Below are 24955 nucleotides of genomic sequence, written 5' to 3' on the forward strand. Positions count from 1 at the left end.
GCGCCCGACCGCTTTCGCGGGCGCGGGCGCTCGACAACGTTTGCAAACTCGCAAGTGTTTTGCCGGTCGAGGGCACACCCAGATCCGCTGCCTCACGCAGGTTGGCGAAGAAGCAACAAATTCCAAGGAGAACAACAGTGCCAACCATTCAGCAGTTGGTCCGCAAGGGCCGCAAGCCCAAGGTAAACGCGTCGAAGTCGCCAGCACTTAAGGCAAACCCACAGCAGCGCGGTGTGTGCACCCGTGTGTACACCACCACCCCAAAGAAGCCGAACTCGGCACTGCGTAAGGTCGCCCGTGTAAAGCTCTCGAACGGTACCGAGGTCACCGCATACATCCCAGGTGAAGGTCACAACCTCCAGGAGCACTCGATGGTGCTCGTTCGTGGTGGTCGTGTTAAGGACCTTCCAGGTGTTCGCTACCGCATCGTTCGCGGTGCACTCGACACCCAGGCCGTCAAGGACCGTAAGCAGGCTCGTAGCCGCTACGGCGCGAAGAAGGAGAAGTAATGCCTCGTAAAGGTCCAGCGCCGAAGCGCCCCGTAGTTGTCGACCCGGTACACGGTTCGCCAGTTGTGACGCAGCTCATCAACAAGATCCTTGTTGATGGCAAGAAGTCGCAGGCTGAGCGCATCGTTTACGGTGCACTCGAAAACGTTGCCAACAAGACCGGTCAGGATGCAGTTGCAACCCTCAAGAAGGCGCTCGACAACGTGCGTCCAACCCTTGAGGTTCGTTCGCGTCGTGTAGGTGGTTCGACCTACCAGGTTCCGGTTGAAGTTAAGCCGCTGCGCGCCAACACGCTCGCACTGCGCTGGCTCACCGGCTACGCAAAGCTCCGTCGCGAAAACTCGATGACCGAGCGCCTTACCAACGAGATTCTTGACGCTTCGAACGGCCTTGGTGCCGCAGTTAAGCGTCGTGAAGACACTCACAAGATGGCCGAGTCGAACAAGGCCTTCGCTCACTACCGCTGGTAGTAAATAGACCGGTCAACACAACGTGGTATTCACAGTGTTGGCCGGTCAAACTTGTTTGCTAGCGTTGGCCGGCGAAACGTAAAACTTAGTTTCAATCACCTATCAGTACGGGAGACACCGTGGCACAGGAAGTGCAGACGAACCTCAAGAAGGTCCGCAACATCGGCATCATGGCTCACATCGATGCCGGAAAGACCACCACCACCGAGCGCATCCTCTTCTACACGGGTGTTAACCACAAGATCGGTGAGAGCCACGATGGTGCAGCCACCATGGACTGGATGGCTCAGGAGCAGGAACGTGGTATCACCATTACCTCGGCTGCCACCACTTGCTTCTGGAACGACACCCAGATCAACATCATTGATACCCCGGGTCACGTTGACTTCACCGTAGAGGTTGAGCGTTCGCTCCGCGTGCTCGATGGTGCCGTTGCCGTCTTTGACGGTAAGGAAGGTGTTGAGCCGCAGTCTGAGACCGTTTGGCGCCAGGCTGACAAGTACAACGTTCCTCGTATCTGCTACATCAACAAGATGGACAAGCTGGGTGCTGACTTCTACTACTCGATCGGCACTATCAAGTCGCGTCTGGGCGTAACTCCGCTCGTGCTCCAGCTGCCAATCGGTGTTGAAAGTGAATTTGTCGGCGTTGTTGACCTCATCAACATGCAGGCACTGACCTGGCGCGGTGACGCTAAGGGCGTCGTTGCACCTGGTGCTGCTGCTGAGATCGAAGCAATCCCTGCTGACCTCAAGGAACGCGCTGAGGAGTTCCGTGCGGAACTGCTCGAGGCCGTAGCTGAAAGCGACGAAGAGCTCCTCGACAAGTACCTCGGTGGCGAAGAACTCACCATCGAAGAGATCGAAGCTGGTATCCGCAAGCTCACCATCGCCGGTGAAGCATTCCCAGTTATCTGCGGTACGTCGTTCAAGAACCGTGGTGTCCAGCCGATGCTCGACGCCATCGTTAAGTTCCTCCCCTCGCCGGTTGAGGTGCCACCGATGCTCGGCCACAAGCCTGGTGACGAAGAGGTTGAGATCGAGCGCAAGCCTTCGACCGACGAGCCATTCGCCGCTCTCGCGTTCAAGGTTGTAGCCCACCCGTTCTACGGTCGTCTCACCTACATCCGCGTGTACTCGGGTCACGTTGAGTCGGGTACCCAGGTACTCAACTCGACCAAGGGTAAGAAGGAGCGCATCGGAAAGCTCTTCCAGATGCACGCCAACAAGGAAAACCCGGTTGAGTCGATCACCGCTGGTCACATCTACGCCGCTATCGGCCTCAAGGACACCACCACCGGTGACACGCTCTGTGAAACCGAGGCTCCAGTTGTTCTCGAGTCGATGAGTTTCCCCGAGCCAGTTATCTCGGTTGCTATCGAGCCAAACTCGAAGGCTGACCAGGAAAAGCTCGGTACCGCTATTCAGAAGCTTGCTGAAGAAGACCCCACCTTCCGTGTTGAGCTCAACCACGAGACCGGTCAGACGACCATCTCGGGTATGGGTGAGCTGCACCTTGACATCCTTGTTGACCGCATGAAGCGTGAATTCAAGGTTGAAGCGAACATCGGTAAGCCACAGGTTGCCTACCGTGAAACCATCCGCCGCACTGTTGAGCGTTACGACTACACGCACAAGAAGCAGACCGGTGGATCGGGTCAGTTCGCTAAGGTCCAGATCATGCTCGAACCGATGGAGGTCGAGGGTGACAAGGTCTACGAGTTCGAGAACGCCGTTACCGGTGGTCGCGTACCGCGGGAATACATTCCTTCGGTTGACGCCGGTATCCAGGACGCAATGCGCGTTGGTGTAGTCGCGGGATACCCCATGGTGGGTGTCAAGGCGACGCTCGTCGATGGTGCATACCACGACGTTGACTCGTCAGAAATGGCCTTCAAGATCGCCGGTTCGATGGCGTTCAAGGAGGCAGCCCCGAAGGCTAGCCCAGCTCTGCTTGAACCACTCATGAAGGTTGAAGTACGTACTCCTGAGGAGTACATGGGTGACGTAATCGGTGACCTCAACTCACGTCGTGGCCAGATCCAGTCGATGGAAGATGCCTCGGGTGTGAAGGTTGTCAAGGCACTGGTTCCGCTGTCGGAAATGTTCGGCTACATCGGTGACCTGCGTAGCAAGACCTCGGGTCGTGCTGTGTACTCGATGGAGTTCGACTCGTATGCAGAGGTCCCGAAGGCCGTTGCCGACGAGATCATCCAGAAGAGCAAGGGCGAGTAGCTTCAAGCTCTTCACTGCCGGTCTGCTATTCAGTTGAATTCCGGTAGACTGTAAAACTGTCCTGAAATGTAAGTTTCAATCTGCGCAATAGCGCAGTGCGATTCCAGTAAACGTCCTGAGGAGGACCTAGTGGCCAAGGCCAAGTTCGAGCGGACCAAGCCGCACGTAAACATCGGAACGATCGGTCACGTCGACCACGGCAAGACGACGCTTTCCGCTGCAATCTCGAAGGTACTTGCTGACAAGTACCCATCGGAGACCAACGTTCAGCGCGACTTCGCGACCATTGACTCGGCTCCTGAAGAGCGCCAGCGTGGTATTACGATCAACGTTTCGCACATCGAGTACGAGACCCCGAAGCGTCACTACGCACACGTCGACGCTCCTGGTCACGCCGACTACGTGAAGAACATGATCACCGGTGCAGCTCAGATGGACGGCGCAATCCTCGTTGTTGCCGCAACTGACGGCCCGATGGCGCAGACCCGTGAGCACGTTCTGCTCGCAAAGCAGGTTGGTGTTCCTTACCTGCTCGCAGCACTGAACAAGTCGGACGCTGTTGAAGACGAAGAGATCCTGGAGCTCGTAGAGCTTGAGGTCCGCGAGCTCCTCGCTTCGCAGGGCTTCGACGAAGACGCACCAGTTGTTCGCGTTTCGGCACTGAAGGCACTCGAAGGCGACCAGAAGTGGGTCGACTCGATCCTCGAGCTCATGGAAGCTGTCGACGAGAGCATTCCTGAGCCGGAGCGTGACCGCGACAAGCCGTTCCTCATGCCGATTGAAGACGTCTTCACCATCACCGGTCGCGGTACCGTTGTTACCGGTCGCGCCGAGCGTGGAACCCTCTCGATCAACTCGGAAGTTGAGATCGTTGGTATCCGCGACACCCAGAAGACCACCGTTACCGGTATCGAGATGTTCCACAAGCAGCTCGACGAAGCATGGGCAGGCGAGAACTGTGGTCTGCTGCTCCGTGGTCTCAAGCGCGAAGACGTAGAGCGTGGTCAGGTTATCGTTGCTCCAGGCAGCGTTACCCCGCACACCAACTTCGAAGGCACCGCCTACATCCTCTCGAAGGATGAGGGTGGCCGTCACAACCCGTTCTACTCGAACTACCGTCCGCAGTTCTACTTCCGTACCACGGACGTAACCGGCGTTATCACCCTGCCTGAGGGCAAGGAAATGGTTATGCCTGGTGACACCGTTGACATGACGGTTGAGCTCATCCAGCCAATCGCTATGGAAGAGGGTCTCGGCTTCGCTATCCGTGAGGGTGGTCGTACCGTTGGTGCTGGTACCGTAACCAAGATCACCAAGTAGTTCTTGCTTTAGAACTCCGCTGAGTGGCGGGTGTGCAGATTGCACATCCGCCACTTTGTCGTTTCCGTATACCGGCGGTGTCTCGGTGGGTCGGCGCATGCCACCTTCTGCAAGGTTGATGCAGGCGATGGGGGATGGGTGACGACTCGTGACCGCTGGGCGCTGGGCAAGGTAGAAGTGGCGAATCAAGGCGTATGGATGTGCGTCATCAAACATAACGATTGCCATGAACGAAGGCATACCTTGAAGGGGTCCGGTGGGGTTGCGTATGATAGCAGGGGAATGCGCCAATTCTTTTGAGAAATCATTGCACCGGGTGTGAAGTCAATGAGAGGATAGGTATAACGGTTAACCACGGTTATATGTGGGAAATCAATGCAAGGTCGTTGAACATCTGATACGTCGATTGCAAGCAACATGAAGGGTCTACCAATGAAGCGGGAACAGGACGATCATCGAGGATCTTCTGTCGCACCCGCTCTGCCTGGCCATGGCCCGATGCGCCGACTCATGATTCTCATGCTTTGCATGGCGGTCACGTTGGGGCTTCTGGATGCATCGTTCGGTCTGCTCAGCGCGTCGGCGCAGACGCTGCCACCAACGACGACACCGACTCCAACTGAGACTGCGCAACCTGTTGAGGAACCTGCTGAGCCCGCTGGGCCCACCGCATCCACCGACGCTGAGGCAACGCCAAGCGAGTCGGCCACACAGGACCCAGCAGTGACTCCGAGTGAGGAAGGTGCGCCGGTCGAGCCAAATGCGACGCCCGAAGCGACGACTGCGCCAACCAGTGAAGGTCTGATTCGGCCACGCGGCATGGTCTCGCCCATGTCGGTCGCGGGTACCACCGCCACTTGTTCAGCCGGTACGTTCTACTCGATCACCGAGGCTGGCTACGTTTACAAGGTGAACCAGACTTCGGGTGCCTTCTCGAGTACCTATCAGGCCAACTCGTCAACATCGACCACGAGCATCGGTAGCCCCGGCCTCACGTATGCCGGTTCCCGGGCCAACTCGCTGGGGATCGGCAAAGGCGGAAGCACGGCCTATGCGCTCGAGGCCAACGGCAGCCAGATCTACGCGGTCAAGACATACAGTGCTGCGAAAGGTACTTGGACGTCGACCGACATCCGAAACACGAGTGGCACAGTGGGCCGCACCTACGCAGTTGACGGCGTCACGATGGTTCCGGTGACCGGTGTGGTCGACCCATTTACCGGTAAGTACTACGTCGGTGGTTACGGCGTTAAGTCGATCACCGAGACCCGATACCGTTGGGAACAGCAGCAAGTCTGGGTTTCGTACTACCCGGTCGGGAGCCCGTACTACTACCACGGGAGCCCGTACTACTACCAGTACGGTTACTGGACTACTCAGTGGGTTGAGGTTCCCTATACGGTGACCACGAGCTCCACGCCCGTATTTATCCTGATGGAATACGACGAAGCCAACCGCACCTTCAAGTCAATGGGGTCGTTTCCGATCACTGGTATGGCTTCGAGTGCACTGAACGGTGACATGGCATTCGATGCTGCCGGAAACTTGCTCGCGGTCGCTAACGAGGGTTCGGGTGGTCTGACATCGGTGATCAGTATTCCTTCGAGCGAGATTCAGCGAGCTCGAACGAGCACCACGCCCGTGGTGTTCAAGGCCTCACAGTCGACACCGAAGCCATTTGGGTTGACGGGTGACGTCAATGGCCTGGCCTTCTCGAGCGATGGTCGCACCTACATCGGTTCTAGGAATGGCGTGTGGTACGGCGACTACGGTAAAGAATCCAAAGTGCGTTCGGACTACTGGCCAAACGATGGCTACCAGTACGGGCTCGTAACCGACTTGGCAAGCTGCGCCACACCGTCGACGATCTCGCTTCAAAAGGACGTCGTTGGGCGCTACGGAGCTGACGACAACTTCCGAATCGTCATTGAGCAGTCATCTGACATCTACGGTGAGAACACCACGACCGGGGAGAATCCGGGTATCCAGACCGAACAGGTTGGGCCACTTCCCGCAATTACTGGGACCTCGTACACCATTCGCGAGACGATGCCAAGGGCAACGGATGCGAGTGGAAACCCGATTACTCCGCCAATTGATGCCACGAAGTACGACGTTTCGTACAAGTGCTCTGCAAATGGAACCCAGTTCGCGAGCGGTGTGCTTTCGTCAAGCAATAACTATGCAGCTCAAGTAACCGTTCCGAACACCCCAAGTGTCGCCGTAAATTGCGTCATCACAAACACGCCGAGAAAGGCGCTCGCTGTGCGCAAGCAGTGGGTCGTTGACGGTACGGTGTACCCGCTAGGAGACACGCCTGCAGGGTTGCCAGCCGGCCTCACAGCCGACCTAATCCTGGATGGACAGCCCGCGCAGTGGGCGACCAAGTACACATACGACGCCACCGAACGTGTAGGAATTAACGAAACAACAACGGCAGGCCGTTGCGAAGTTAAGCAGTCCTTGCAGTACTACAACGGCACCGCCATGAATTCTGGGTTGCCCTACGACGCCGGACTGAAGTACGGCGAGAACACTGCCGTCATCAAGAACGAAGTCACGTGTGACACCAAGCTCACGCTCGTCAAACAGGTTGAGGGTGGGAACGCGAAACCCGAAGAGTGGAGCTTGACCGCAAAGGATCCCTCAGGTGCAACTACTGTGAGCGGCGCCGGCACGGCAACGGCAACGGTCAAACCGGATACGCAGTACAGCCTTGCCGAAAGCACCGGTAACCCGCTGTATGTTCCCAACAAGACGGCAGCAGGCGACGTGATCTTTACCTGTGTCGAAACCGATGCATCCGGAAACCCCATTTCGGGTACCGATTTCACTGACACACCTGACAGCAAGGTCACCCTCCCGAAGGGCGCCGACGTCAAGTGCACTGTGGTCAACCGCACTGCAAAACTGACCGTGCAAAAGCACGTAACGGGCGACAGTGCCACGCTCACACCTGACAAATTCCAATTCACTGCAAAGCCGGCGAGCGGCGTAACTGGGCTGAACCCAGTTGCGAACGTGCCGGGCGCAAACACGACCACGACGACAAACACCTTCAACGTGCGACCGGGACACAACTACACGGTCACCGAAGGCACGACACCAGGAAACGAAAACCTGGCCTACGTGAACACCGCCGTCGAACGACTTGACGCAAACGGAAATTGGGTCGCCATCGACCCGGCAACGATCAAGGTTCCCGCAGGGGAGCACTGGACAATCCGCTACGTCAACACCAGTCCGGGTGCTCCAGCACTTCCGCTAACCGGTGGACTCACCGGCATGTTGCCGATATTCGGTGCAGGAAGCGCGTTGGGAATCTTGGCACTGGCTGCCTGGTATGTGCTCCGGCGCAAACCCACTGGCCCACTGCTGGGCTAGCCACCACTAGTAACCCACGCGCATCCGCGCACCACGAATACTCACCATCGAGCATTTGAACCTGAGCTAAAGAAAAGAGAAACGCCATGAATACACGACTCAGTGTGTTTGGTAAGCGCGTCGCCGCCCTTGCCGGAACGGTTGCACTTGCTGCAGCCGCCGTGCTTGGTGGTGCCGCCGCAGCCAACGCTGCCACCCCCGGCAACATTGACTTCACAAAGACCGGTTCGATCACCGTGCACAAGCACACCGAACCAGCTGCAAATACGCCGAACGACGGTACTCCTGTCACCAACCTCCCTGAGGACAACAAGCCGCTCGAGGGCGTTGAGTTCAAGATCGAGAAGACTACGATCAACCTCCAGGACCCCAAGGCTTGGGATACCCTTTCGGAGCAGACGCCTGGCAGCGTCGCGATCGACAGCAGCTTCGCCGCCCAGACCAAAGCAACCGCTGCTGACGGCAGCATTGCCTTTACGGGCCTGCCGCTCGGTGTTTACCTCGTAACCGAGATGAACGCTCCGGCCGACCTCGGTATCGTGTCGAAGGCGGCGCCGTTCCTGGTTGTCCTGCCAATGAACACCGACGCAGACGAGTGGAACTACGACGTCCACGCTTACCCAAAGAACTCGGTTTCTCAGGTTGAAAAGACCATCAACGCCGAACAAGACGCCAAGACCTTTGGCCAGGGCGACATTGTTACCTGGGACGTTGACTCGCTCGTGCCTATGGCGCCGAAGACTGGCGAAAACACGTACGAAACCATCAACAAGGTTTCGTACAGCGACAAGCTGGATGCCCGTCTCGCCTTCGAAAGCGTCACCGAAGTCATGTACAACGGTGTTGCGCTCGACGCTGCTGATTACACCGTCACCCCAACTGCTGCGGGCACCGGTGGCGAGACCGTCGTTGTAACGCTGACCGATTCGGGCCTTGCAAAGGTTCAGGGCGCTAACGGTGGCAAGCAGCTCACCTTCAAGATCAACACCAAGGTCGTTGGCGACATTGGCGACGGTGTGATCACCAACACGGTTAAGCAGATCACCAACATCGGTACCGGTAACACTGACACCGAAATGCCTTCGGAAGAGTCGAAGGACTACTGGGGTTCGTTCTCGATCCTCAAGGTAGACCAGGACACCGACACCAAGGTGCTTGAAGGAGCAGAGTTCCAGGTATTCGCTACCGCGGAAGACGCTACCGCAGGCAACAACCCGATCTCGATCAACGGTCAGAACACCTTCACCACGGCTGCCGACGGTACCGTCATCATCGGCGGGCTCAACCTGAACGCAGACGGCACCGCTCGCACCTACTACTTCAAGGAAACCAAGGCACCTGCTGGTTACGTCCTTGACGAGACGGTTCGCGAAGTTAACGTGACCGCGGGTAACACCACGGTTGCTCCGCTCGAAGTTACCGTTACCAACGATGAGCAGGACGGACCGAACCTTCCGCTCACCGGTGCGACCGGAACCATGCTGTTCATCGGCGGTGGCCTTGCGCTCGTAGCACTCGCCGTCGGCGTTGCCATGCGCAACCAGCGTCGCGCACGCGCTTAACTGAACTGGCTGCATCCCTAGCCCCGTGCTAGGACGCACCACAACACGAACGCGGGGTATGTCGCAATGACATGCCCCGCGTTTGTTGCCAGACTCATCTATGAGCGCTGTGAACCCAGCGCCGAAACGCACCCCCGCGGGTAAGAAAGCGAGCAACCATCATGGCGAACCTGCACTCCCACACCACGAGACCGGATGCATCCGCCCGGCTGTGGCTGCAACGCGCGGTGACCGTGCTGGTCACGCTCGTGCTCGCGACCGTGCTCGCCATGTCGTTCGGTGCGGCATCGGCCACGGCCGAAACCGCGACACCTGCACCAACGCCGGAGATTGTCGATCGTGAAGCGCAATACGGAATCACCGCGCAGGTGTTCTACTACGCCGGCATCGTGCTGGTAGCTGGTGTTCTCGTGCTCGCGATCACGCTGTTCCTGCGAGGTCGCCGCCGATGAATCTCAAACTGCGCAGCCTGCACACGCCACCACCTGGGATTCCGCTCAGCACACGACTCGTCGTTGCCCTGCTGCTGATCACCGGCGCTGCGATCGCGCTGTACCCAATGACGGCCCGCTACTACAAGCAGGTAGAACAGTCTGGGCTGATCGACAACTATGCGACGCAGCTCGACGAAATTCCGCCAGAGCTGCGCGACAAGGCGCTCGCCGACGCGCACCAGTACAACAAGGACCTCAACGCAGGCGCGGCATTTGACCCCTTCACGCAAGGCGTCGCCGGCATCGACAGCGATGCCTATCAGCGCTACCTGGCAACCCTCGAGGGCGTGCCTTCGGGTGTGATGGCACGCGTCAAGATCCCGTCTATCGAGGTTGACCTGCCCGTCTACCACGGCACCACCGATGCCACACTCAAGCAGGGTGTGGGGCACCTGTTCGGAACCGCCCTGCCCGTTGGCGGGGTCGGCACTCGATCCACGCTCACGGCACACTCAGGGTTGGCGGATGCGGTGCTGTTCACGTTCCTCGACCGCGTCAAGGAGGGTGACCTCATTCACGTGGAGGTATATGGCGAACGCTACACCTACCGAGTGTTCGAGACCCGCCTGATCAACCCCGAAGACGCGGACGAAATCGCGCCGGACCCGAACCGCGACTTGCTCACCCTCGTAACCTGCATGCCAATCGGAATCAACAGCCAGCGGCTGATCGTGACGGGGGAGCGAATACCGACGGTCGAAGCCCCGAAAGACCCGGTTCCAGCGCCGGTCGAGATCCCCGGATTCCCGTGGTGGGTAGTTTACGGCGGCGCGACACTGCTCGTGGCGGGTGGCTATGTTTGGCTGGGTGGCAAGACCGGTGGCCGTCACCTTGCTAGTGACAATGCGGAGCTTGATGACCCGGACCGTTTGGCGGAGCTCGAAGCAGCTGAGTCAGACGGCGAAGCTCGCGAGCCATCGCTCTCGGCGCGGGAAATCACCGTCGATGAGGGGCGTTTCACCGACGATTAGCGGTATTTGTGTCATCCGAGCGAGCGAGATTTGCCTGTGGATATCTCGTTGGCGTGATCGCGCAGATATGGTCGAATAACGGCGATCGATCGGACGCGGCTCTCGAGCTCTGGCACGGTCGACCTGTGACCGTTGACGAGGAATCGAGGACGCGATGAACAATCAACAGGGGATGCCACCGCTGCCAAATGTCGAGAACAGCGGTGGTGCGGCAATGCCGCAGCCCGGTTTCGACGCAAATGTGTACAGCCAAGGCACCTATGGGCAACAAGCGTATGGCCAGCCCAATGCCGGGCAGGGTACGCCAGTCGAGGGGCAGGGTGCGTTCGTTGCTGCCTCGAACGGTATGCATGGCGCAGGCTCCAACGCCTACGGTCAAGCCCCGGCAAATGAGATTCCTGTCGGCCAGCCTGACTACGGCCAGGCAGCTAACGGTGAAACGCCATACGGGCAGGGCACCTACGGTCAGCCAAGCTATGGGCAAGCGCCCTATGGGCAGCAGCCCGGAACCCCGCCGAAGAAGAAGCGGAATCCGCTGCTGATCACCCTGGCAATTATCTTGCCGCTGCTGTTGATTGGTGGTCTGATCTGGGGTGGCTTCGCACTGTTCGGCAAGAAGGGCGGCGCGGAGAGCCCTGAGGCTGCGGTTGAGAACTTCCTCACCGCCAGCGCCTCGCTTGACTTCATGGAAGTCGGAAACCACATGGCGCCGTCCGAAGCTGAGATCCTGGTCAAGCCGTTCGAGAAGCTGGCCATGGCGCGCACGAACTCAGACAAAGTGCCCAACCTGTCCGAGTCCCTTGCCGCGCTGCAGGACGCGGTCGACGTCAAGATCGAAGGGCTCGAACTTGCGCCCACAGGGGGTGAAGGTGTCGTGCAGTTCGTGACCATCACCGACGGCACCCTCGTCGTGGACGGCGATGAAGCGCGGTTTAAGGACGCGGTGCGTGACATCGTTGTTGGCGTCGCCTACGACGCCAACCTCATCATGGGCCAAAGTGAGTCCGAAGCCGCCGATTCGGCGCAGCGCACTGCCGACGAGATGGTCGACGACATGGGCAGTGAGTTCCCGATCGAAAAAGACCTGACTTCAGATGGTGAAGTTACGTTTGCGGCGGTCGAAGAGGACGGCCAGTGGTACGTGAGCCCGATGCTCAGCTGGACCACGCAGATGATGACCGCCATGGGGGCAGAACTCGACACCGATATTCAGGACCCGGGTGCAACGCCGGCAGCGTCTCCAGAAGAAGCCGGGATGCAGTTTCTCGAGGCCTACAGTGCCGGTATGTCGACGGGCAAGGTCGAAGAGATCAGTGCCACCCTCACTGGTCCAGAACGCCTACTGCTTGAGCTATTCCGTTCGAGTCAGCCCAGCAACAGTGGTTCTGGTCTCGACGCCAAGTTTGATCTCAGTGGAGGGTTCAAGTCCGAGGAACGCGACGGCGCAACCGTGATTCGTCCGGACAACCTCCGAGTGGAAACCAATTACTCGACCGTCACGTACAACGACGACTGCATGACTACCGAGTACACGGGCTACTACTCGAGCGGAAATACTTCGAAGAGCTGCATCAGTGATATCCCGCAGGCGCGGGCGCTGGGGCTCGACCAAATCGGACTCGTCGTCAAAGAAGAAGACGGCGGCTGGCTGGTTAGCCCCTACGGCACGATCTCGCTCGCGTTGAACACCGCGGTGGATTCGTACATCAAGCTTCGTGAAGAAGGTCGTCTCAGCGAACTCGTCGAGGGCTAGCGAGACAACACATCGTAGGGGAGGGGCGGCCAGTGGCTGCCCCTCCTTTGCGTGAAAATGGGCACAGTTTCTACTGATGGATGCGCCGGGTCACGTACTGTGCGCATCCACCAGAAAATGCGACACGCCCGGGTTGCATGAATGTCGAACTTCGGTCTAAACTGGTTCAGTTCGACATTCCGGGCGTGCGTTCGCGCATGCGCTCGGATCACTACCGCGATTGTGACTCACCGCCCGATTTCATTCGGCGGCAGGTGCGTCCTCCGGTAGCAGAGCACGGCTCCGGTTTAGGAGGGCTCATGCGGGTAACCGCAGGTTCTCTGCCGAACATCCGCCTGAACGTTCGCGTTCCGGGCAGGTGCAATTGACAGATACACAGTGGTGCGCGTCAACCGCTCGCAGGTTGAGTACGCATTTTGAGGCCTAACGGCCCGAACGAATTAGGAGTAGGAAATGGCGGGACAGAAGATCCGCATCCGACTGAAGTCGTATGACCACGAGGTCATCGACAACTCCGCGCGCAAGATTGTTGACACGGTCACACGCGCCGGTGCGTCCGTCATCGGGCCCGTCCCGCTGCCGACGGAGAAGAACGTGGTGACGGTTATCCGTTCGCCACACAAGTACAAGGACAGCCGCGAGCAGTTTGAGAAGCGCACCCACAAGCGCCTGATCGACATTGTCGACCCGACACCGAAGGCTGTCGACTCGCTCATGCGCCTCGACCTTCCGGCCGATGTCAACATCGAGATCAAGCTCTAGAGGAACCAATGGCAACCGCTACCAAGACGTTTAAGGGGCTGCTCGGCACCAAGCTGGGAATGACCCAGCAGTGGGACGCCGACAACCGTCTCGTTCCGCTCACCGTTATTCAGGTGAGCCCAAACGTCGTAACCCAGATCCTGACTCAGGAATCGAACGGCTACGACGCCATCCAGATCGCCTCGGGTGCAATCGCACCTCGCAAGGTGAACAAGCCCGCAGCTGGCCACTTCAAGGCCGCTGGTGTTACCCCTCGCCGTAACCTCACCGAAATCCGCACCGCGGACGCTTCGGACTACGAGGTGGGCCAGGAGCTCAACGTTGACATCTTCGAAGCTGGACAGCTCGTTGACGTCGTTGGCACCTCGAAGGGTAAGGGTTTCGCTGGAACCATGAAGCGCCACAACTTCAAGGGTGTTGGCGCATCGCACGGTCAGCACAAGAACCACCGTAAGCCTGGTTCGATCGGTGCTTCGGCTACCCCTGGTCGTGTATTCAAGGGAACCCGCATGGCAGGACGTATGGGTCACGACCGCGTGACCGTGCAGAACCTCAAGCTCCACGGCATTGACGTTGAGCGCGGCCTGCTGCTCGTCAAGGGCGCAGTTCCTGGTCCTAAGGGACGCCTCGTATTCGTCCGCAACGCAGTGAAGGGGGCCTAGCCAAATGGCTGCCAACACGATTGACGTTCTCGACGCCACCGGCAAGAAGTCCGGTTCGGTAGAGCTCCCAGCTGAGCTCTTCGACGTCGACATGAACATCCCACTCGTTCACCAGGTTGTTGTGGCCCAGCAGGCAGCTGCCCGCCAGGGAACCCACAAGACCAAGAACCGTGGCGAGCGCTCGGGCGCTGGCCGCAAGCCGTTCAAGCAGAAGGGTACGGGTAACGCCCGTCAGGGTTCGATCCGCATGCCGCAGCACCGCGGCGGTGGCATCGTTCACGGCCCGACTCCTCGCGACTACTCGCAGCGCACCCCTAAGAAGATGGTGGCTGCTGCCCTCGTTCAGTCGCTATCGGACCGCGCCCGTAGCGGCCGTATTCACGTGTTCACCGAGCTCGTTGCCGGCGAAGTTCCTTCGACCAGCGCAGCACTCACCGCTTTCCGTACCGCAGCCGAAGGCCGCAACGTACTGGTAGTGGTTGACCGTGAAGACACCATCACTCGCAAGTCGGTCCGCAACATCGAGCGTGCACACGTTCTCGAAGCTGACCAGCTCAACGCATACGACGTACTCGTCGCAGACGACGTTGTCTTCCTGAAGACCGCGTTCGACGGCTTCGTCGCAGCTAAGACTGGCAAGGAGCAGTAGTCATGAGCGACATTTTCAAGGACCCGCGTGACATTGTCATCCGTCCGGTCATCTCGGAAAAGAGCTACGGACTGATCGACCAGGGCAAGTACACCTTCGAGGTGGACCCCCGTGCGACCAAGACTGAGATCAAGATCGCTATCGAGCGCATCTTCGATGTTCAGGTTGCTCGCATCAACACCCTTAACCGTCAGGGCAAGACCCGCCGGACCCGTTTCGGCATGGGCAAGCGCAAGGACACCAAGCGCGCCATCGTGACCCTGAAGTCCGGCACCATCGACATCTTCTCGAACGCCGGCTAAGCGGAGGACGACGAACAACTATGGCTATTCGTAAATTCAAGCCCACGACCCCTGGTCGTCGCGCTGGCTCGAGCTCGGACTTTGCCGAGATCACCCGCTCGACCCCAGAGAAGTCGCTGCTGCGTCCGCTGCCTAAGACTGGTGGACGTAACAACCAGGGCCGCATCACGACTCGTCACATTGGTGGTGGCCACAAGCGCCAGTACCGTGTGATCGACTTCACTCGTAACGACAAGGACGGCATTGACGCCCGCGTCGCACACATCGAGTACGACCCCAACCGCACCGCACGCATCGCACTGCTGCACTTCTTCGACGGCTCGAAGCGCTACATCATCGCGCCGAACAAGCTCAAGCAGGGCGACATCGTCGAGTCGGGTCCAAACGCTGACATCAAGCCGGGTAACAACCTGCCGCTGCGCAACATCCCTACGGGTACCGTTGTCCACGCAGTAGAGCTGCGCCCTGGCGGCGGTGCAAAGCTCGGCCGTTCGGCTGGCGCTTCGATCCGTCTTGTTGCTAAGGACGGCCCGTACGCTCAGCTCCGTCTTCCTTCTGGTGAAGTTCGCAACGTGGATGCACGCTGCCGCGCAACCGTAGGTGAAGTTGGTAACGCTGAACAGGCAAACATCGACCTCGGTAAGGCCGGCCGTAAGCGCTGGAAGGGCGTTCGCCCAACCGTTCGTGGTGTTGTCATGAACCCTGTTGACCACCCACACGGTGGTGGTGAGGGTCGCACCTCGGGTGGTCGCCACCCGGTTAGCCCATGGGGTAAGCCAGAAGGCCGTACCCGCAAGCCCGGGAAGGCATCGGACAAGCTCATTGTTCGCCGCCGTCCGACTGGTAAGAAGCGCAAGTAGTAGGAGTTCAAGAAGATGCCTCGCAGTCTGAAAAAGGGCCCCTTCGTCGACGAGCACCTGCTGCAAAAGGTGCTTAAGCAGAACGAAGCCGGGACCAAGAACGTCATCAAGACCTGGTCGCGTCGCTCGATGATTGTGCCCGACATGCTCGGTCACACCATCGCAGTACACGACGGTCGCAAGCACATTCCCGTATTTGTCACCGAGACGATGGTGGGACACAAGCTCGGCGAATTCGCGCCGACCCGTACCTTCCGCGGTCACGTGAAGGACGACAAGAAGGGTCGCCGCCGCTAACGCGGGGGCGTGAAGGAGGAAATTATGGTGGAGTCGATCGCCCGCGCGCGACACATCCGCGTTACCCCTCAGAAGGCTCGCCGCGTCGTCAACCTGATCCGCGGTAAGCAGGCGCTTGAAGCGCTCGCCATTCTGAAGTTTGCACCCCAGGGTGCTTCGGACCCCGTGTACAAGGTTGTGGCTTCGGCCATCGCCAACGCACGAGTCAAGGCAGACAATGCCAACGAGTACCTCGACGAGCGCGACCTCTTCGTGAGCACCGCGTTCGTGGATGAGGGTGTAACCCTCAAGCGCTTCCGTCCGCGCGCACAGGGTCGCGCAGGTCGTATCAACAAGCGCACCAGCCACATCACTGTCATTGTCTCGACCCCTGAGACCGACGAAGAGAAGGCGGCAAAGTAATGGGCCAGAAGATCAATCCATACGGCTTCCGCCTCGGTATCACTACTGATCACCGCTCGCGCTGGTACGCCGATTCGACCAAGCCTGGTCAGCGCTACGCGGACTACGTGAATGAAGACATTCGCATCCGCAAGCACCTCACTGAGCAGCTTGACCGCGCCGGTATCGCATACATCGCTATCGAGCGCACCCGCGACCGCGTTCGCGTTGACATTCACACCGCCCGTCCGGGCATCGTGATTGGACGTCGCGGTGCAGAAGCAGAGCGCATCCGTGGCGAGCTCGAGAAGCTCACCGGTAAGCAGATCCAGCTGAACATCCTCGAGGTGAAGAACCCCGACCAGGAAGCTCAGCTCGTTGCTCAGGGCATTGCAGAACAGCTCGCAGGCCGCGTCGCATTCCGTCGCGCCATGCGTAAGGGTCTGCAGAGCGCTCAGCGCGCCGGTGCCAAGGGTATTCGTATCCAGGTTTCGGGCCGTCTCGGCGGTGCAGAAATGAGCCGTTCGGAGTTCTACCGCGAGGGCCGTGTGCCCCTGCACACCCTCCGTGCCAACATCGACTACGGCTTCTACGAAGCAAAGACCACTTACGGTCGCATCGGTGTCAAGGTGTGGATCTACAAGGGTGACCTGACCAACCAGGAGCTTGCTCGCGAGCAGGCCAACCAGAAGTCGTCGCGCGATTCGCGCGGAGACCGTCCGCGTCGTAACCGCCGTAACAACAACGCGCAGGTTAACGCGGGAGCGGAGGCGTAACACATGCTTATTCCACGTCGAGTCAAGTACCGCAAGCAGCACCGTCCCGGCCGTAGCGGCCAGGCAACTGGTGGCACCAAGGTGTCGTTCGGTGAGTACGGAATCCAGGCCCTGAGCCCGGCTTACGTAACCAACCGCCAGATTGAAGCTGCACGTATTGCCATGACCCGCCACATCAAGCGTGGCGGTAAGGTCTGGATCAACATTTACCCAGACCGTCCCCTGACCAAGAAGCCTGCCGAAGTCCGAATGGGTTCCGGTAAGGGTTCACCCGAGTTCTGGGTAGCCAACGTCAAGCCAGGCCGCGTACTTTTCGAGGTCGGCGGTGTTGATGAGCAGCTCGCACGCGAGGCGCTCACCCGCGCTATCCACAAGCTGCCGCTCAAGGCACGCATCATTGCCCGCGAGGAAGGCGAGTAAGCACTATGGCGATTGGATCCAAGGAGCTCGCCATTAACGAGCTCGACACTATGGAGAACGGCCGTCTCGCAGACGAGCTGAAGAAGGCAAAGGAAGAGCTGTTCAACCTGCGCTTCCAGGCCGCTACCGGTCAGGGTGAAGAACGCGGACGCATCCGTGCTGTAAAGCGCGACATCGCACGCATCTACACCGTTATCCGTGAGCGCGAGCTCGGCATTCGAGCCACTCCCGAACCGGCCGAGAAGCCGGCGAAGAAGACTCGCGGCAAGAAGGCTGACGCCGCCGCGCAGAATGAGGAGAGCAACTAATGGCTGAAACCACCCCGAAGGCGGCTGAGGCCGCGGTGGATGACGCGCAGCGTAACTACCGCAAGACCCGCCGTGGCTACGTAACGAGCGACAAGATGGATAAGACCATCACCGTCATCGTTGAGGACCGCGTAAAGCACCCGCTGTATGGCAAGGTGATGCGCCGTTCGCACAAGGTTAAGGTTCACGACGAGCAGAACACTGCCGTGATCGGTGACCTCGTGCTCATTGCCGAGACCCGTCCCCTCAGCGCTACTAAGCGCTGGCGTCTGGTCGAGATCCTCGAGAAGGCCAAGTAGGCCTAGGGCCACTTGCCTAAACAGCCAAGGAGACTGACTAAATGATTCAGCAGGAATCCCGACTCCGCGTCGCAGACAACAGCGGCGCCAAGGAGTTGCTCACCATTCGCGTACTCGGTGGATCGGGTCGTCGTTACGCCGGCCTGGGCGATGTCATCGTTGCGACCGTCAAGGACGCAATCCCCGGTGGCAACGTGAAGAAGGGTGACGTCGTAAAGGCCGTCATCGTTCGCACCAAGAAGCCGACCCGCCGTGTTGACGGTTCGTACATTTCGTTCGACGAGAACGCAGCTGTGATTCTCAAGAGCGATGGCGAGCCTCGCGGTACGCGTATCTTCGGCCCAATCGGCCGTGAGCTGCGCGACAAGAAGTTCATGAAGATTATTTCGCTTGCTCCGGAGGTGCTGTAACCATGGCGAAGATTCGCAAGGGCGACCTCGTTGAGGTCATCACCGGCACCTCGCAGGACCGCGGCGGCGACCGCGGCAAGCAGGGCAAGGTACTCGAAGTACTGACCGCACAGGACCGCGTCATCGTTGAGGGTGTCAACTTCGTGAAGAAGCACACCCGCGTTGGCCAGACCCAGCGTGGTACCCAGACCGGCGGCATCGAAACTGTCGAAGCTCCCATCCACGTCTCGAACGTCATGCTCGTTAACCCTGAAACTGGTGCGCCTGCCCGTACCGGTGTCAAGGAAGAGCAGGTCGAGAAGGATGGCGTAACCAAGACGGTACGCACCCGCGTTTTCAAGGACTCGCGTCGCGAGGCTAAGAAGACCACCGCTAAGAAGACCAGCGCCAAGAAGAGCGCAACCAAGAAGGAAGCCGAGTAGCAGATGACTAACACTGCAGAGGGAACTGGCAAAATCCAGCCCCGCCTCAAGGTTTCGTACCGCGATGACATCAAGGCGAAGCTCCAGGAAGACCTCGGTCTGACCAACATCAACCAGGTACCTGGTCTGGTCAAGATCGTTGTCAACATGGGTGTCGGTGAAGCCGCACGCGATGGCAAGGTAATCGAGGGCGCAATTGCTGACCTCACCAAGATCACCGGCCAGAAGCCAAAGGTCACCCGCGCACGCAAGTCGATCGCACAGTTCAAGCTCCGTGAGGGTCAGGCCATCGGCGCGCACGTCACGCTTCGTGGCGACCGCATGTGGGAATTCCTTGACCGTCTGCTGTCGCTCGCACTGCCCCGTATCCGCGACTTCCGCGGTCTCTCGGACAAGCAGTTCGACGGCAAGGGCAACTACACCTTCGGTTTGACCGAACAGGTTATGTTCCACGAGATCGACCCGGATAAGATTGACCGTACCCGCGGTATGGACATCACCGTGGTTACTACCGCAGAATCGGATGAACAGGGCCGCGCACTTCTGCGCGCACTGGGCTTCCCATTCGAAGCAGGACTTGGCAAGTAGCCAATGACTGAAGGCCACCGGCAACCGCCGGTGGCCTCCAACCACCACAGGTCGGCGCCCCGTGTACGGGACGTCGAAACCAGGAAAGGAAATATCGCGTCATGACTATGACCGACCCCGTAGCAGACATGCTCACGCGTCTGCGCAACGCGAGCAACGCGCATCACGACTCTGTCGCAATGCCGAGCTCGAAGCTCAAGAAGAGCATCGCCGACATCCTCAAGCGCGAGGGCTACATCGCTGACTGGGCCGTTGAATCGGCACGCGTTGGTGAGACCCTCAACATCTCGCTTAAGTTCGGCCAGGACCGTCGTCCAGCCCTCTCGGGCATCAAGCGCGTCTCGAAGCCCGGTCTGCGTGTATACGCAAAGTCGACCGAGCTGCCCACCGTTCTCGGTGGCCTCGGCATCGCCATCCTGTCCACTTCCTCGGGCATCCTTACGGACCGCGAGGCCGACCAGAAGGGCGTGGGTGGGGAAGTCCTCGCCTACGTATGGTGATCAATAATGTCGCGTATTGGACGTCTCCCAATTGAGATCCCCGCAGGCGTCGACATCAAGGTCGACGGCTCGGAAGTAGTCGTTAAGGGCTCGAAGGGCGAACTCTCGCTCGAGATCCCAAGCCCGATCGAGGTCAAGGTCGAAGACGGTACTGTAACCGTTTCGCGCCCGAACGACGAGCGCGAATCGCGTTCGCTGCACGGCCTCATCCGTACCCTCATCTTCAACAACATCATCGGTGTCACCAAGGGTTACCAGAAGGAACTCGAGGTTGTCGGTACCGGTTACCGCGTGGTAGCAAAGGGCTCGAACCTCGAATTCGCTCTCGGCTTCTCGCACCCGGTCAACGTTGAAGCTCCGGCTGGCATCACCTTCGCGGTTGAAGGCCAGAACAAGGTAACCATCACCGGTATTGACAAGCAGCTTGTCGGTGAAACTGCCGCCAAGATCCGTAAGATTCGTCCGCCAGAGCCTTACAAGGGCAAGGGCATTCGCTATGCGGGTGAACACGTTCGCCGCAAGGCCGGAAAGGCTGGTAAGTAACCATGGCTCAGCAGAGCAAGCAGGCAGCCCGTGGTCGTCGCCACGCACGGCTCCGCAAGAAGATCGTTGGCACGGCTGCACGGCCGCGCCTGTCCGTAACCCGTTCGGCACGCCACGTGTTCGTTCAGGTCATCGACGACAGCCAGGGTCACACCCTCGCATCGGCGTCGACCATGGAAGCGGAACTGCGCACGTTCGAAGGTGACAAGACCGCTAAGGCTCGTCGCGTTGGCGAACTCGTCGCCGAGCGCGCCAAGGCCGCCGGCGTTGAGGAAGTTGTTTTCGACCGTGGCGGTAACAAGTACGCAGGTCGCGTTGCGGCCATCGCCGAAGCAGCACGAGAGGCAGGGCTGAACCTGTGAGCGAAAACACTACCGTGCCCGAGAACATGTCGGACACTCCCGTTGAGACCGCTGCATCGAGCGAGTCAAACACCCGCGAAGATGGCCGTGAGCGCCGCGGTGGTCAGCGTGACCGCCAGCAGCGTGGTGGCCGTCGCGACCGCCAGGAAGACAAGGGCAACGAGTTCCTCGAGCGCGTTGTAACCATCAACCGCGTTTCGAAGGTTGTTAAGGGTGGTCGTCGCTTCAGCTTCACCGCTCTGGTTGTTGTCGGTGACGGTAACGGCCTCGTTGGCGTTGGCTACGGCAAGGCCCGTGAAGTTCCGCTGGCGATCTCGAAGGGTGTTGAAGAAGCTAAGAAGAACTTCTTCCGCGTTCCTCGCGTCCTCAAGACCATCCCGCACCCCGTACAGGGTGAGGCAAGCGCCGGTGTAGTTCTGCTGCGCCCCGCTGCCGAGGGTACCGGTGTTATTGCCGGTGGTCCGGTGCGTGCCGTGCTTGAATGCGCTGGCGTGCACGACGTCCTGAGCAAGTCGCTCGGTTCGTCCAACACCATCAACATCGTTCACGCGACCGTGGAAGCACTCAAGCAGCTCGAAGAGCCGCGCGCAGTTGCTGCACGTCGTGGCCTTGACTTCGAGCACGTCGTGCCCGAGCGCATCCGCCGTGACCAGGCTCGCGCAGCAGAACAGGCCGCTAAGGCTGCAAAGGTTGGTTCGTAATGGCGAACGTAAAGATCACTCAGATCAAGTCGATCATCAGCGAAAAGCAGAACCAGCGCGACACCCTTCGCTCGCTTGGCCTCAAGCGCATTGGCGACTCGGTTGTTCGTGAAGACAACGCGCAGCTTCGCGGCTACGTACGTGCGGTTGCTCACCTGGTTAAGGTTGAGGAGATCAACGAATAATGGCAAACAACGAGAACGCTACTGAGCGCGAAGAAGGCGGCGTAACCAAGCTGCACGATCTTCGTCCTGCTCCGGGCGCAAAGAAGAGCCGCATCCGTAAGGGTCGCGGTGAAGCATCCAAGGGTAAGACCGCTGGTCGCGGTACCAAGGGTTCGAAGGCACGTACCACCGTGCGTCTCGGATTCGAGGGTGGCCAGATGCCGCAGCACATGCGTACGCCTAAGCTGCGCGGCTTCAAGAACCCATTCCGTAAGGAATACCAGGTTGTCAACCTGTACCAGCTTGAAGAGGCCTTCCCGAATGGCGGCGACGTCACCGTTGAAGAACTCGTAAACAAGGGCCTCGTTCGCAAGAACGAACTTGTAAAGGTTCTCGGAACTGGTGAACTTACCGTTAAGCTGAATGTTGCTGTCGACAAGGTCTCGAGCTCCGCGGAGCAGAAGATCGTCGACGCAGGCGGCTCCATTAAGTAATTCCCAAGTGACGGGGCCGGTGATTCCGGCCCCGTTTCTTGTTTATCCACCAATGAAAGCAGGCAGCACGCGTGTTTAGTGCCATCGCCCGGGTGTTCAAGACTCCCGACCTCCGTCGGAAGATTCTGTTCACGCTTGGAATGATTGCCATCTACCGTTTCGGCACCACTGTTCCGGCTCCGCACGTGAACTATGGCAACGTTCAGACCTGTGTCTCGGGCATGGGCGCTGACGGACAAACCAACCTGTTCAACATGATGAACATGTTCTCGGGTGGTGCGTTGATGCAGCTGTCGATCTTCGCCCTCGGCATCATGCCGTACATCACGGCGTCGATCATCGTGCAGCTGCTGCGCGTCGTCGTGCCACACTTCGAGACCCTCTACAAGGAGGGGCAGACCGGTCAAGCCAAGTTGACTCAGTACACGCGATACCTCACCATCGCACTTGCTGTGCTGCAGTCGACCACCTTGCTGACCGTGGCTCGCACCGGCGGGCTGTTCGGCATGAACGCCAACCCTGCCTGTAACCAGGTGCTGAACCTCGTGCCCGAAACGACGCCGGGTGATATCACGACCAACGTCATCCGCATGATCATCATGATCGCGGCGCTTACTGCAGGTACCGCCGTCATCATGTGGTTCGGTGAGCTCATCACCGAACGCGGTGTCGGTAACGGTATGTCGCTGCTCATCTTCACCTCAATCTGCGCGAGCTTCCCGCAGGCAATGTGGTCGCTCGTCAACGGCGCCGGTGGTGGGTTGACCTTCGGTCTGATCCTGTTGCTCGCATTCTTTGTGCTTGTCGCCGTTGTATTTGTTGAGCAGTCGCAGCGCCGTATCCCCGTTCAGTACGCGCGCCGTATGATCGGACGCCGTGCGTACGGCGGCCAGTCGACCTACATCCCGATCAAGGTGAACCAGGCTGGTGTTATTCCAGTTATCTTCGCCTCGTCGCTGCTGATGCTTCCGATGCTGATCGCACAGTTCAACACGCCTAGCGACGGCAGCATGCCACCGGAATGGGTTGTCTGGTTGCAGAACAACTTCGTGAGCGGTGACTCGTGGCCGTACATGGTGGCGTACTTCCTGCTCATCATTGGTTTCGCCTACTTCTACGTGTACATCGCGTTCAACCCGGATGAGGTTGCAGAGAACATGCGCAAGCAGGGTGGATTTGTGCCCGGTATCCGTGCCGGCCAGCCAACTGCTGACTACCTCACCTATGTCTTGAACCGCATTACGTTCCCGGGTTCGATCTACCTGGGCATCATCGCGCTGCTGCCACTGTTCGCGCTGGCCTTCGTTGGCGCCAACCAGAACTTCCCGTTCGGTGGTGCTTCGATTCTGATTCTGGTTGGTGTCGGTCTTGAGACCGTCAAGCAGATCGATGCGCAGCTGCAGCAGCGAAACTACGAAGGACTTCTCCGATGACCATTCGCATGCTTATCGTTGGCGCACCAGGCGCCGGTAAGGGAACTCAGGCCGGAGCGCTCGCTGCTGCGTTCGATGTGCCCGCTATCTCGACCGGTGACATCTTCCGCGCGAACATCAAGAACGGCACTGAACTTGGCAAAAAGGTTCAGGCCATCACCGAACAGGGACAGCTCGTTCCTGACTCGTTGACCAACGAGCTCATTCAGGACCGTCTCGGTCAGGCTGACGCCGCTAACGGCTTCCTGCTTGACGGCTACCCACGCACCGCCGGCCAGGTCGACTTCCTGACCGAGCTGCTCGCATCCGAGGGCGCAAAGCTCGACGTCGTCATCGAATTGGTGACTGACGAGGATGCAGTAGTCACGCGTCTGCTGAAGCGCGCGCAAGAGCAGGGTCGCGTTGACGACACCGAAGAGGTGATTCGTCACCGTCAGCACGTCTACCGCGAACAGACCGCGCCGATCCTCGACATCTACGCTGCGCGCGACGCGCTCGTGAAGGTTGATGGCATGGGCACCGTTGAGGAAGTCGCACAGCGTATTCTTGACGGACTTGCCGCCGCAGGTTTCGTGCCGGCTGCCTAACGCACAGGCATTGCCGCATAAGTGTTTGCGGTACCAGCGGGGCCAACTTTCGGGTTGGCCCCGTTTTTGGCGTTTCCGGGTGGGGCGGTGGGCGCGTGGGAGCGAGCCGACGACCGTGGGGTGTAGTGGCCGGGACGTAACCGTCGGGTTGCCGTGTGCTGAAGTTTTGCCGTACCGGGTGCATCCTGCGAAGAAATAATTGAATAGGGTTCACATTTGGCCGAGAAATAGGGCATGATCGTAGCCAGTTGATTCGTCAGTGTGGACAAAGACTGAACGCGCACTGACGTTCCAACACCTGTAGCAATGAAGCTCACTGGCAATGACGCCACGAATGA

At 59.2% G+C, this 24955-nt stretch carries 30 protein-coding genes and 1 pseudogene; all 31 read left to right on the forward strand.

Annotated elements, in window-relative coordinates; genetic code table 11:
- Positions 1–137: 137 nt before the first annotated feature.
- The 31 genes and pseudogenes from rpsL to ZBI01S_RS03645 all read left to right on the forward strand — a co-directional run bounded on the left by rpsL (position 138) and on the right by ZBI01S_RS03645 (position 24617).
- Entirely contained in the window at positions 138–509 is a 372-nt protein-coding gene (gene rpsL, locus ZBI01S_RS03495; RefSeq protein WP_066056461.1) for a 30S ribosomal protein S12, read from the forward strand.
- Complete coding sequence (gene rpsG, locus ZBI01S_RS03500; protein ID WP_066056464.1) at positions 509–979, forward strand: 30S ribosomal protein S7; 471 nt, start codon at positions 509–511, stop codon at positions 977–979. The genes rpsL and rpsG overlap by 1 nt, the downstream gene beginning before the upstream one ends.
- A gap of 119 nt (positions 980–1098) precedes the next feature.
- Complete coding sequence (gene fusA / locus ZBI01S_RS03505) at positions 1099–3213, forward strand: elongation factor G (protein WP_066056467.1); 2115 nt, start codon at positions 1099–1101, stop codon at positions 3211–3213.
- Positions 3214–3342: 129 nt separating this feature from the next.
- Positions 3343–4533, forward strand: a complete 1191-nt coding sequence (tuf, locus tag ZBI01S_RS03510) for an elongation factor Tu (RefSeq protein ID WP_066056469.1) — start codon at positions 3343–3345, stop codon at positions 4531–4533.
- A gap of 528 nt (positions 4534–5061) precedes the next feature.
- Positions 5062–7917 (forward strand): hypothetical protein, encoded by a 2856-nt coding sequence (locus ZBI01S_RS03515; protein WP_159421374.1) that lies wholly within the window; start codon positions 5062–5064, stop codon positions 7915–7917.
- Between the two features lie 86 nt (positions 7918–8003).
- Positions 8004–9479 (forward strand): SpaH/EbpB family LPXTG-anchored major pilin, encoded by a 1476-nt coding sequence (locus tag ZBI01S_RS03520; protein WP_083524472.1) that lies wholly within the window; start codon positions 8004–8006, stop codon positions 9477–9479.
- 161 nt (positions 9480–9640) lie between these two features.
- Positions 9641–9931 (forward strand): hypothetical protein, encoded by a 291-nt coding sequence (locus tag ZBI01S_RS03525; RefSeq protein WP_066056477.1) that lies wholly within the window; start codon positions 9641–9643, stop codon positions 9929–9931.
- Entirely contained in the window at positions 9928–10944 is a 1017-nt protein-coding gene (locus ZBI01S_RS03530; protein WP_066056479.1) for a class C sortase, read from the forward strand. Before ZBI01S_RS03525 ends, ZBI01S_RS03530 begins: the two co-directional genes overlap by 4 nt.
- Positions 10945–11098: 154 nt before the next feature.
- Positions 11099–12697: a hypothetical protein gene (locus ZBI01S_RS03535; RefSeq protein ID WP_159421375.1), complete on the forward strand. Its 1599-nt coding sequence runs from the start codon at positions 11099–11101 to the stop codon at positions 12695–12697.
- A gap of 453 nt (positions 12698–13150) precedes the next feature.
- The gene (gene rpsJ / locus ZBI01S_RS03540; protein ID WP_026935977.1) at positions 13151–13459 is read left to right on the forward strand and encodes a 30S ribosomal protein S10; all 309 of its coding nucleotides are present in this window, start codon (positions 13151–13153) and stop codon (positions 13457–13459) included.
- Positions 13460–13467: 8 nt separating this feature from the next.
- Positions 13468–14121 carry a 50S ribosomal protein L3 gene (rplC, locus tag ZBI01S_RS03545; RefSeq protein WP_066056485.1) on the forward strand — a complete coding sequence of 218 codons (654 nt, stop codon included), beginning with the start codon at positions 13468–13470 and terminating at the stop codon, positions 14119–14121.
- 4 nt (positions 14122–14125) lie between these two features.
- Complete coding sequence (gene rplD / locus ZBI01S_RS03550) at positions 14126–14770, forward strand: 50S ribosomal protein L4 (protein WP_066056488.1); 645 nt, start codon at positions 14126–14128, stop codon at positions 14768–14770.
- 2 nt (positions 14771–14772) lie between these two features.
- Entirely contained in the window at positions 14773–15072 is a 300-nt protein-coding gene (gene rplW, locus ZBI01S_RS03555) for a 50S ribosomal protein L23 (protein WP_066056492.1), read from the forward strand.
- Positions 15073–15092: 20 nt separating this feature from the next.
- Complete coding sequence (gene rplB / locus ZBI01S_RS03560) at positions 15093–15932, forward strand: 50S ribosomal protein L2 (RefSeq protein ID WP_066056495.1); 840 nt, start codon at positions 15093–15095, stop codon at positions 15930–15932.
- Between the two features lie 15 nt (positions 15933–15947).
- Positions 15948–16229: a 30S ribosomal protein S19 gene (gene rpsS, locus ZBI01S_RS03565; RefSeq protein ID WP_066056498.1), complete on the forward strand. Its 282-nt coding sequence runs from the start codon at positions 15948–15950 to the stop codon at positions 16227–16229.
- Positions 16230–16253: 24 nt separating this feature from the next.
- Positions 16254–16631: a 50S ribosomal protein L22 gene (gene rplV / locus ZBI01S_RS03570; protein ID WP_066056500.1), complete on the forward strand. Its 378-nt coding sequence runs from the start codon at positions 16254–16256 to the stop codon at positions 16629–16631.
- Positions 16631–17386: a 30S ribosomal protein S3 gene (rpsC, locus tag ZBI01S_RS03575; RefSeq protein ID WP_066056503.1), complete on the forward strand. Its 756-nt coding sequence runs from the start codon at positions 16631–16633 to the stop codon at positions 17384–17386. Before rplV ends, rpsC begins: the two co-directional genes overlap by 1 nt.
- Before the next feature lie 3 nt (positions 17387–17389).
- Positions 17390–17806, forward strand: a complete 417-nt coding sequence (rplP, locus tag ZBI01S_RS03580; RefSeq protein WP_066056508.1) for a 50S ribosomal protein L16 — start codon at positions 17390–17392, stop codon at positions 17804–17806.
- A 5-nt stretch (positions 17807–17811) separates the two neighbouring features.
- Complete coding sequence (gene rpmC / locus ZBI01S_RS10145; RefSeq protein WP_066056511.1) at positions 17812–18114, forward strand: 50S ribosomal protein L29; 303 nt, start codon at positions 17812–17814, stop codon at positions 18112–18114.
- Positions 18114–18413 carry a 30S ribosomal protein S17 gene (rpsQ, locus tag ZBI01S_RS03590; RefSeq protein ID WP_066056514.1) on the forward strand — a complete coding sequence of 100 codons (300 nt, stop codon included), beginning with the start codon at positions 18114–18116 and terminating at the stop codon, positions 18411–18413. The genes rpmC and rpsQ overlap by 1 nt, the downstream gene beginning before the upstream one ends.
- A 41-nt stretch (positions 18414–18454) precedes the next feature.
- A complete protein-coding gene (gene rplN / locus ZBI01S_RS03595; protein ID WP_066056516.1) occupies positions 18455–18823 on the forward strand; it encodes a 50S ribosomal protein L14 in 369 nt (122 codons plus the stop codon).
- A 2-nt stretch (positions 18824–18825) separates the two neighbouring features.
- A pseudogene (rplX, locus tag ZBI01S_RS03600) lies at positions 18826–19179 on the forward strand (50S ribosomal protein L24); the annotation flags it as partial.
- 69 nt (positions 19180–19248) lie between these two features.
- Positions 19249–19833, forward strand: a complete 585-nt coding sequence (rplE, locus tag ZBI01S_RS03605) for a 50S ribosomal protein L5 (protein WP_066056520.1) — start codon at positions 19249–19251, stop codon at positions 19831–19833.
- 101 nt (positions 19834–19934) lie between these two features.
- A complete protein-coding gene (rpsH, locus tag ZBI01S_RS03610) occupies positions 19935–20333 on the forward strand; it encodes a 30S ribosomal protein S8 (protein ID WP_066056522.1) in 399 nt (132 codons plus the stop codon).
- A gap of 6 nt (positions 20334–20339) precedes the next feature.
- Positions 20340–20876 (forward strand): 50S ribosomal protein L6, encoded by a 537-nt coding sequence (gene rplF / locus ZBI01S_RS03615; protein WP_066056525.1) that lies wholly within the window; start codon positions 20340–20342, stop codon positions 20874–20876.
- Between the two features lie 2 nt (positions 20877–20878).
- Positions 20879–21238, forward strand: coding sequence for a 50S ribosomal protein L18 (gene rplR, locus ZBI01S_RS03620; protein ID WP_066056528.1), 360 nt, complete (start codon positions 20879–20881; stop codon positions 21236–21238).
- Between the two features lie 26 nt (positions 21239–21264).
- Entirely contained in the window at positions 21265–21939 is a 675-nt protein-coding gene (gene rpsE, locus ZBI01S_RS03625) for a 30S ribosomal protein S5 (protein ID WP_066056972.1), read from the forward strand.
- A complete protein-coding gene (rpmD, locus tag ZBI01S_RS03630; protein WP_066056531.1) occupies positions 21939–22124 on the forward strand; it encodes a 50S ribosomal protein L30 in 186 nt (61 codons plus the stop codon). The genes rpsE and rpmD overlap by 1 nt, the downstream gene beginning before the upstream one ends.
- A complete protein-coding gene (rplO, locus tag ZBI01S_RS03635) occupies positions 22124–22597 on the forward strand; it encodes a 50S ribosomal protein L15 (RefSeq protein WP_066056534.1) in 474 nt (157 codons plus the stop codon). The genes rpmD and rplO overlap by 1 nt, the downstream gene beginning before the upstream one ends.
- A gap of 71 nt (positions 22598–22668) precedes the next feature.
- Positions 22669–24030: a preprotein translocase subunit SecY gene (secY, locus tag ZBI01S_RS03640; RefSeq protein WP_066056538.1), complete on the forward strand. Its 1362-nt coding sequence runs from the start codon at positions 22669–22671 to the stop codon at positions 24028–24030.
- On the forward strand, positions 24027–24617 hold the full coding sequence (locus ZBI01S_RS03645; RefSeq protein ID WP_245610530.1) for an adenylate kinase: 591 nt from the start codon (positions 24027–24029) through the stop codon (positions 24615–24617). Before secY ends, ZBI01S_RS03645 begins: the two co-directional genes overlap by 4 nt.
- Positions 24618–24955 lie beyond the last annotated feature (338 nt).

The sequence above is a fragment of the [Zimmermannella] bifida NBRC 103089 genome (assembly GCF_001570925.1).
In the GTDB taxonomy this organism is placed as follows: domain Bacteria; phylum Actinomycetota; class Actinomycetes; order Actinomycetales; family Microbacteriaceae; genus Gulosibacter; species Gulosibacter bifidus.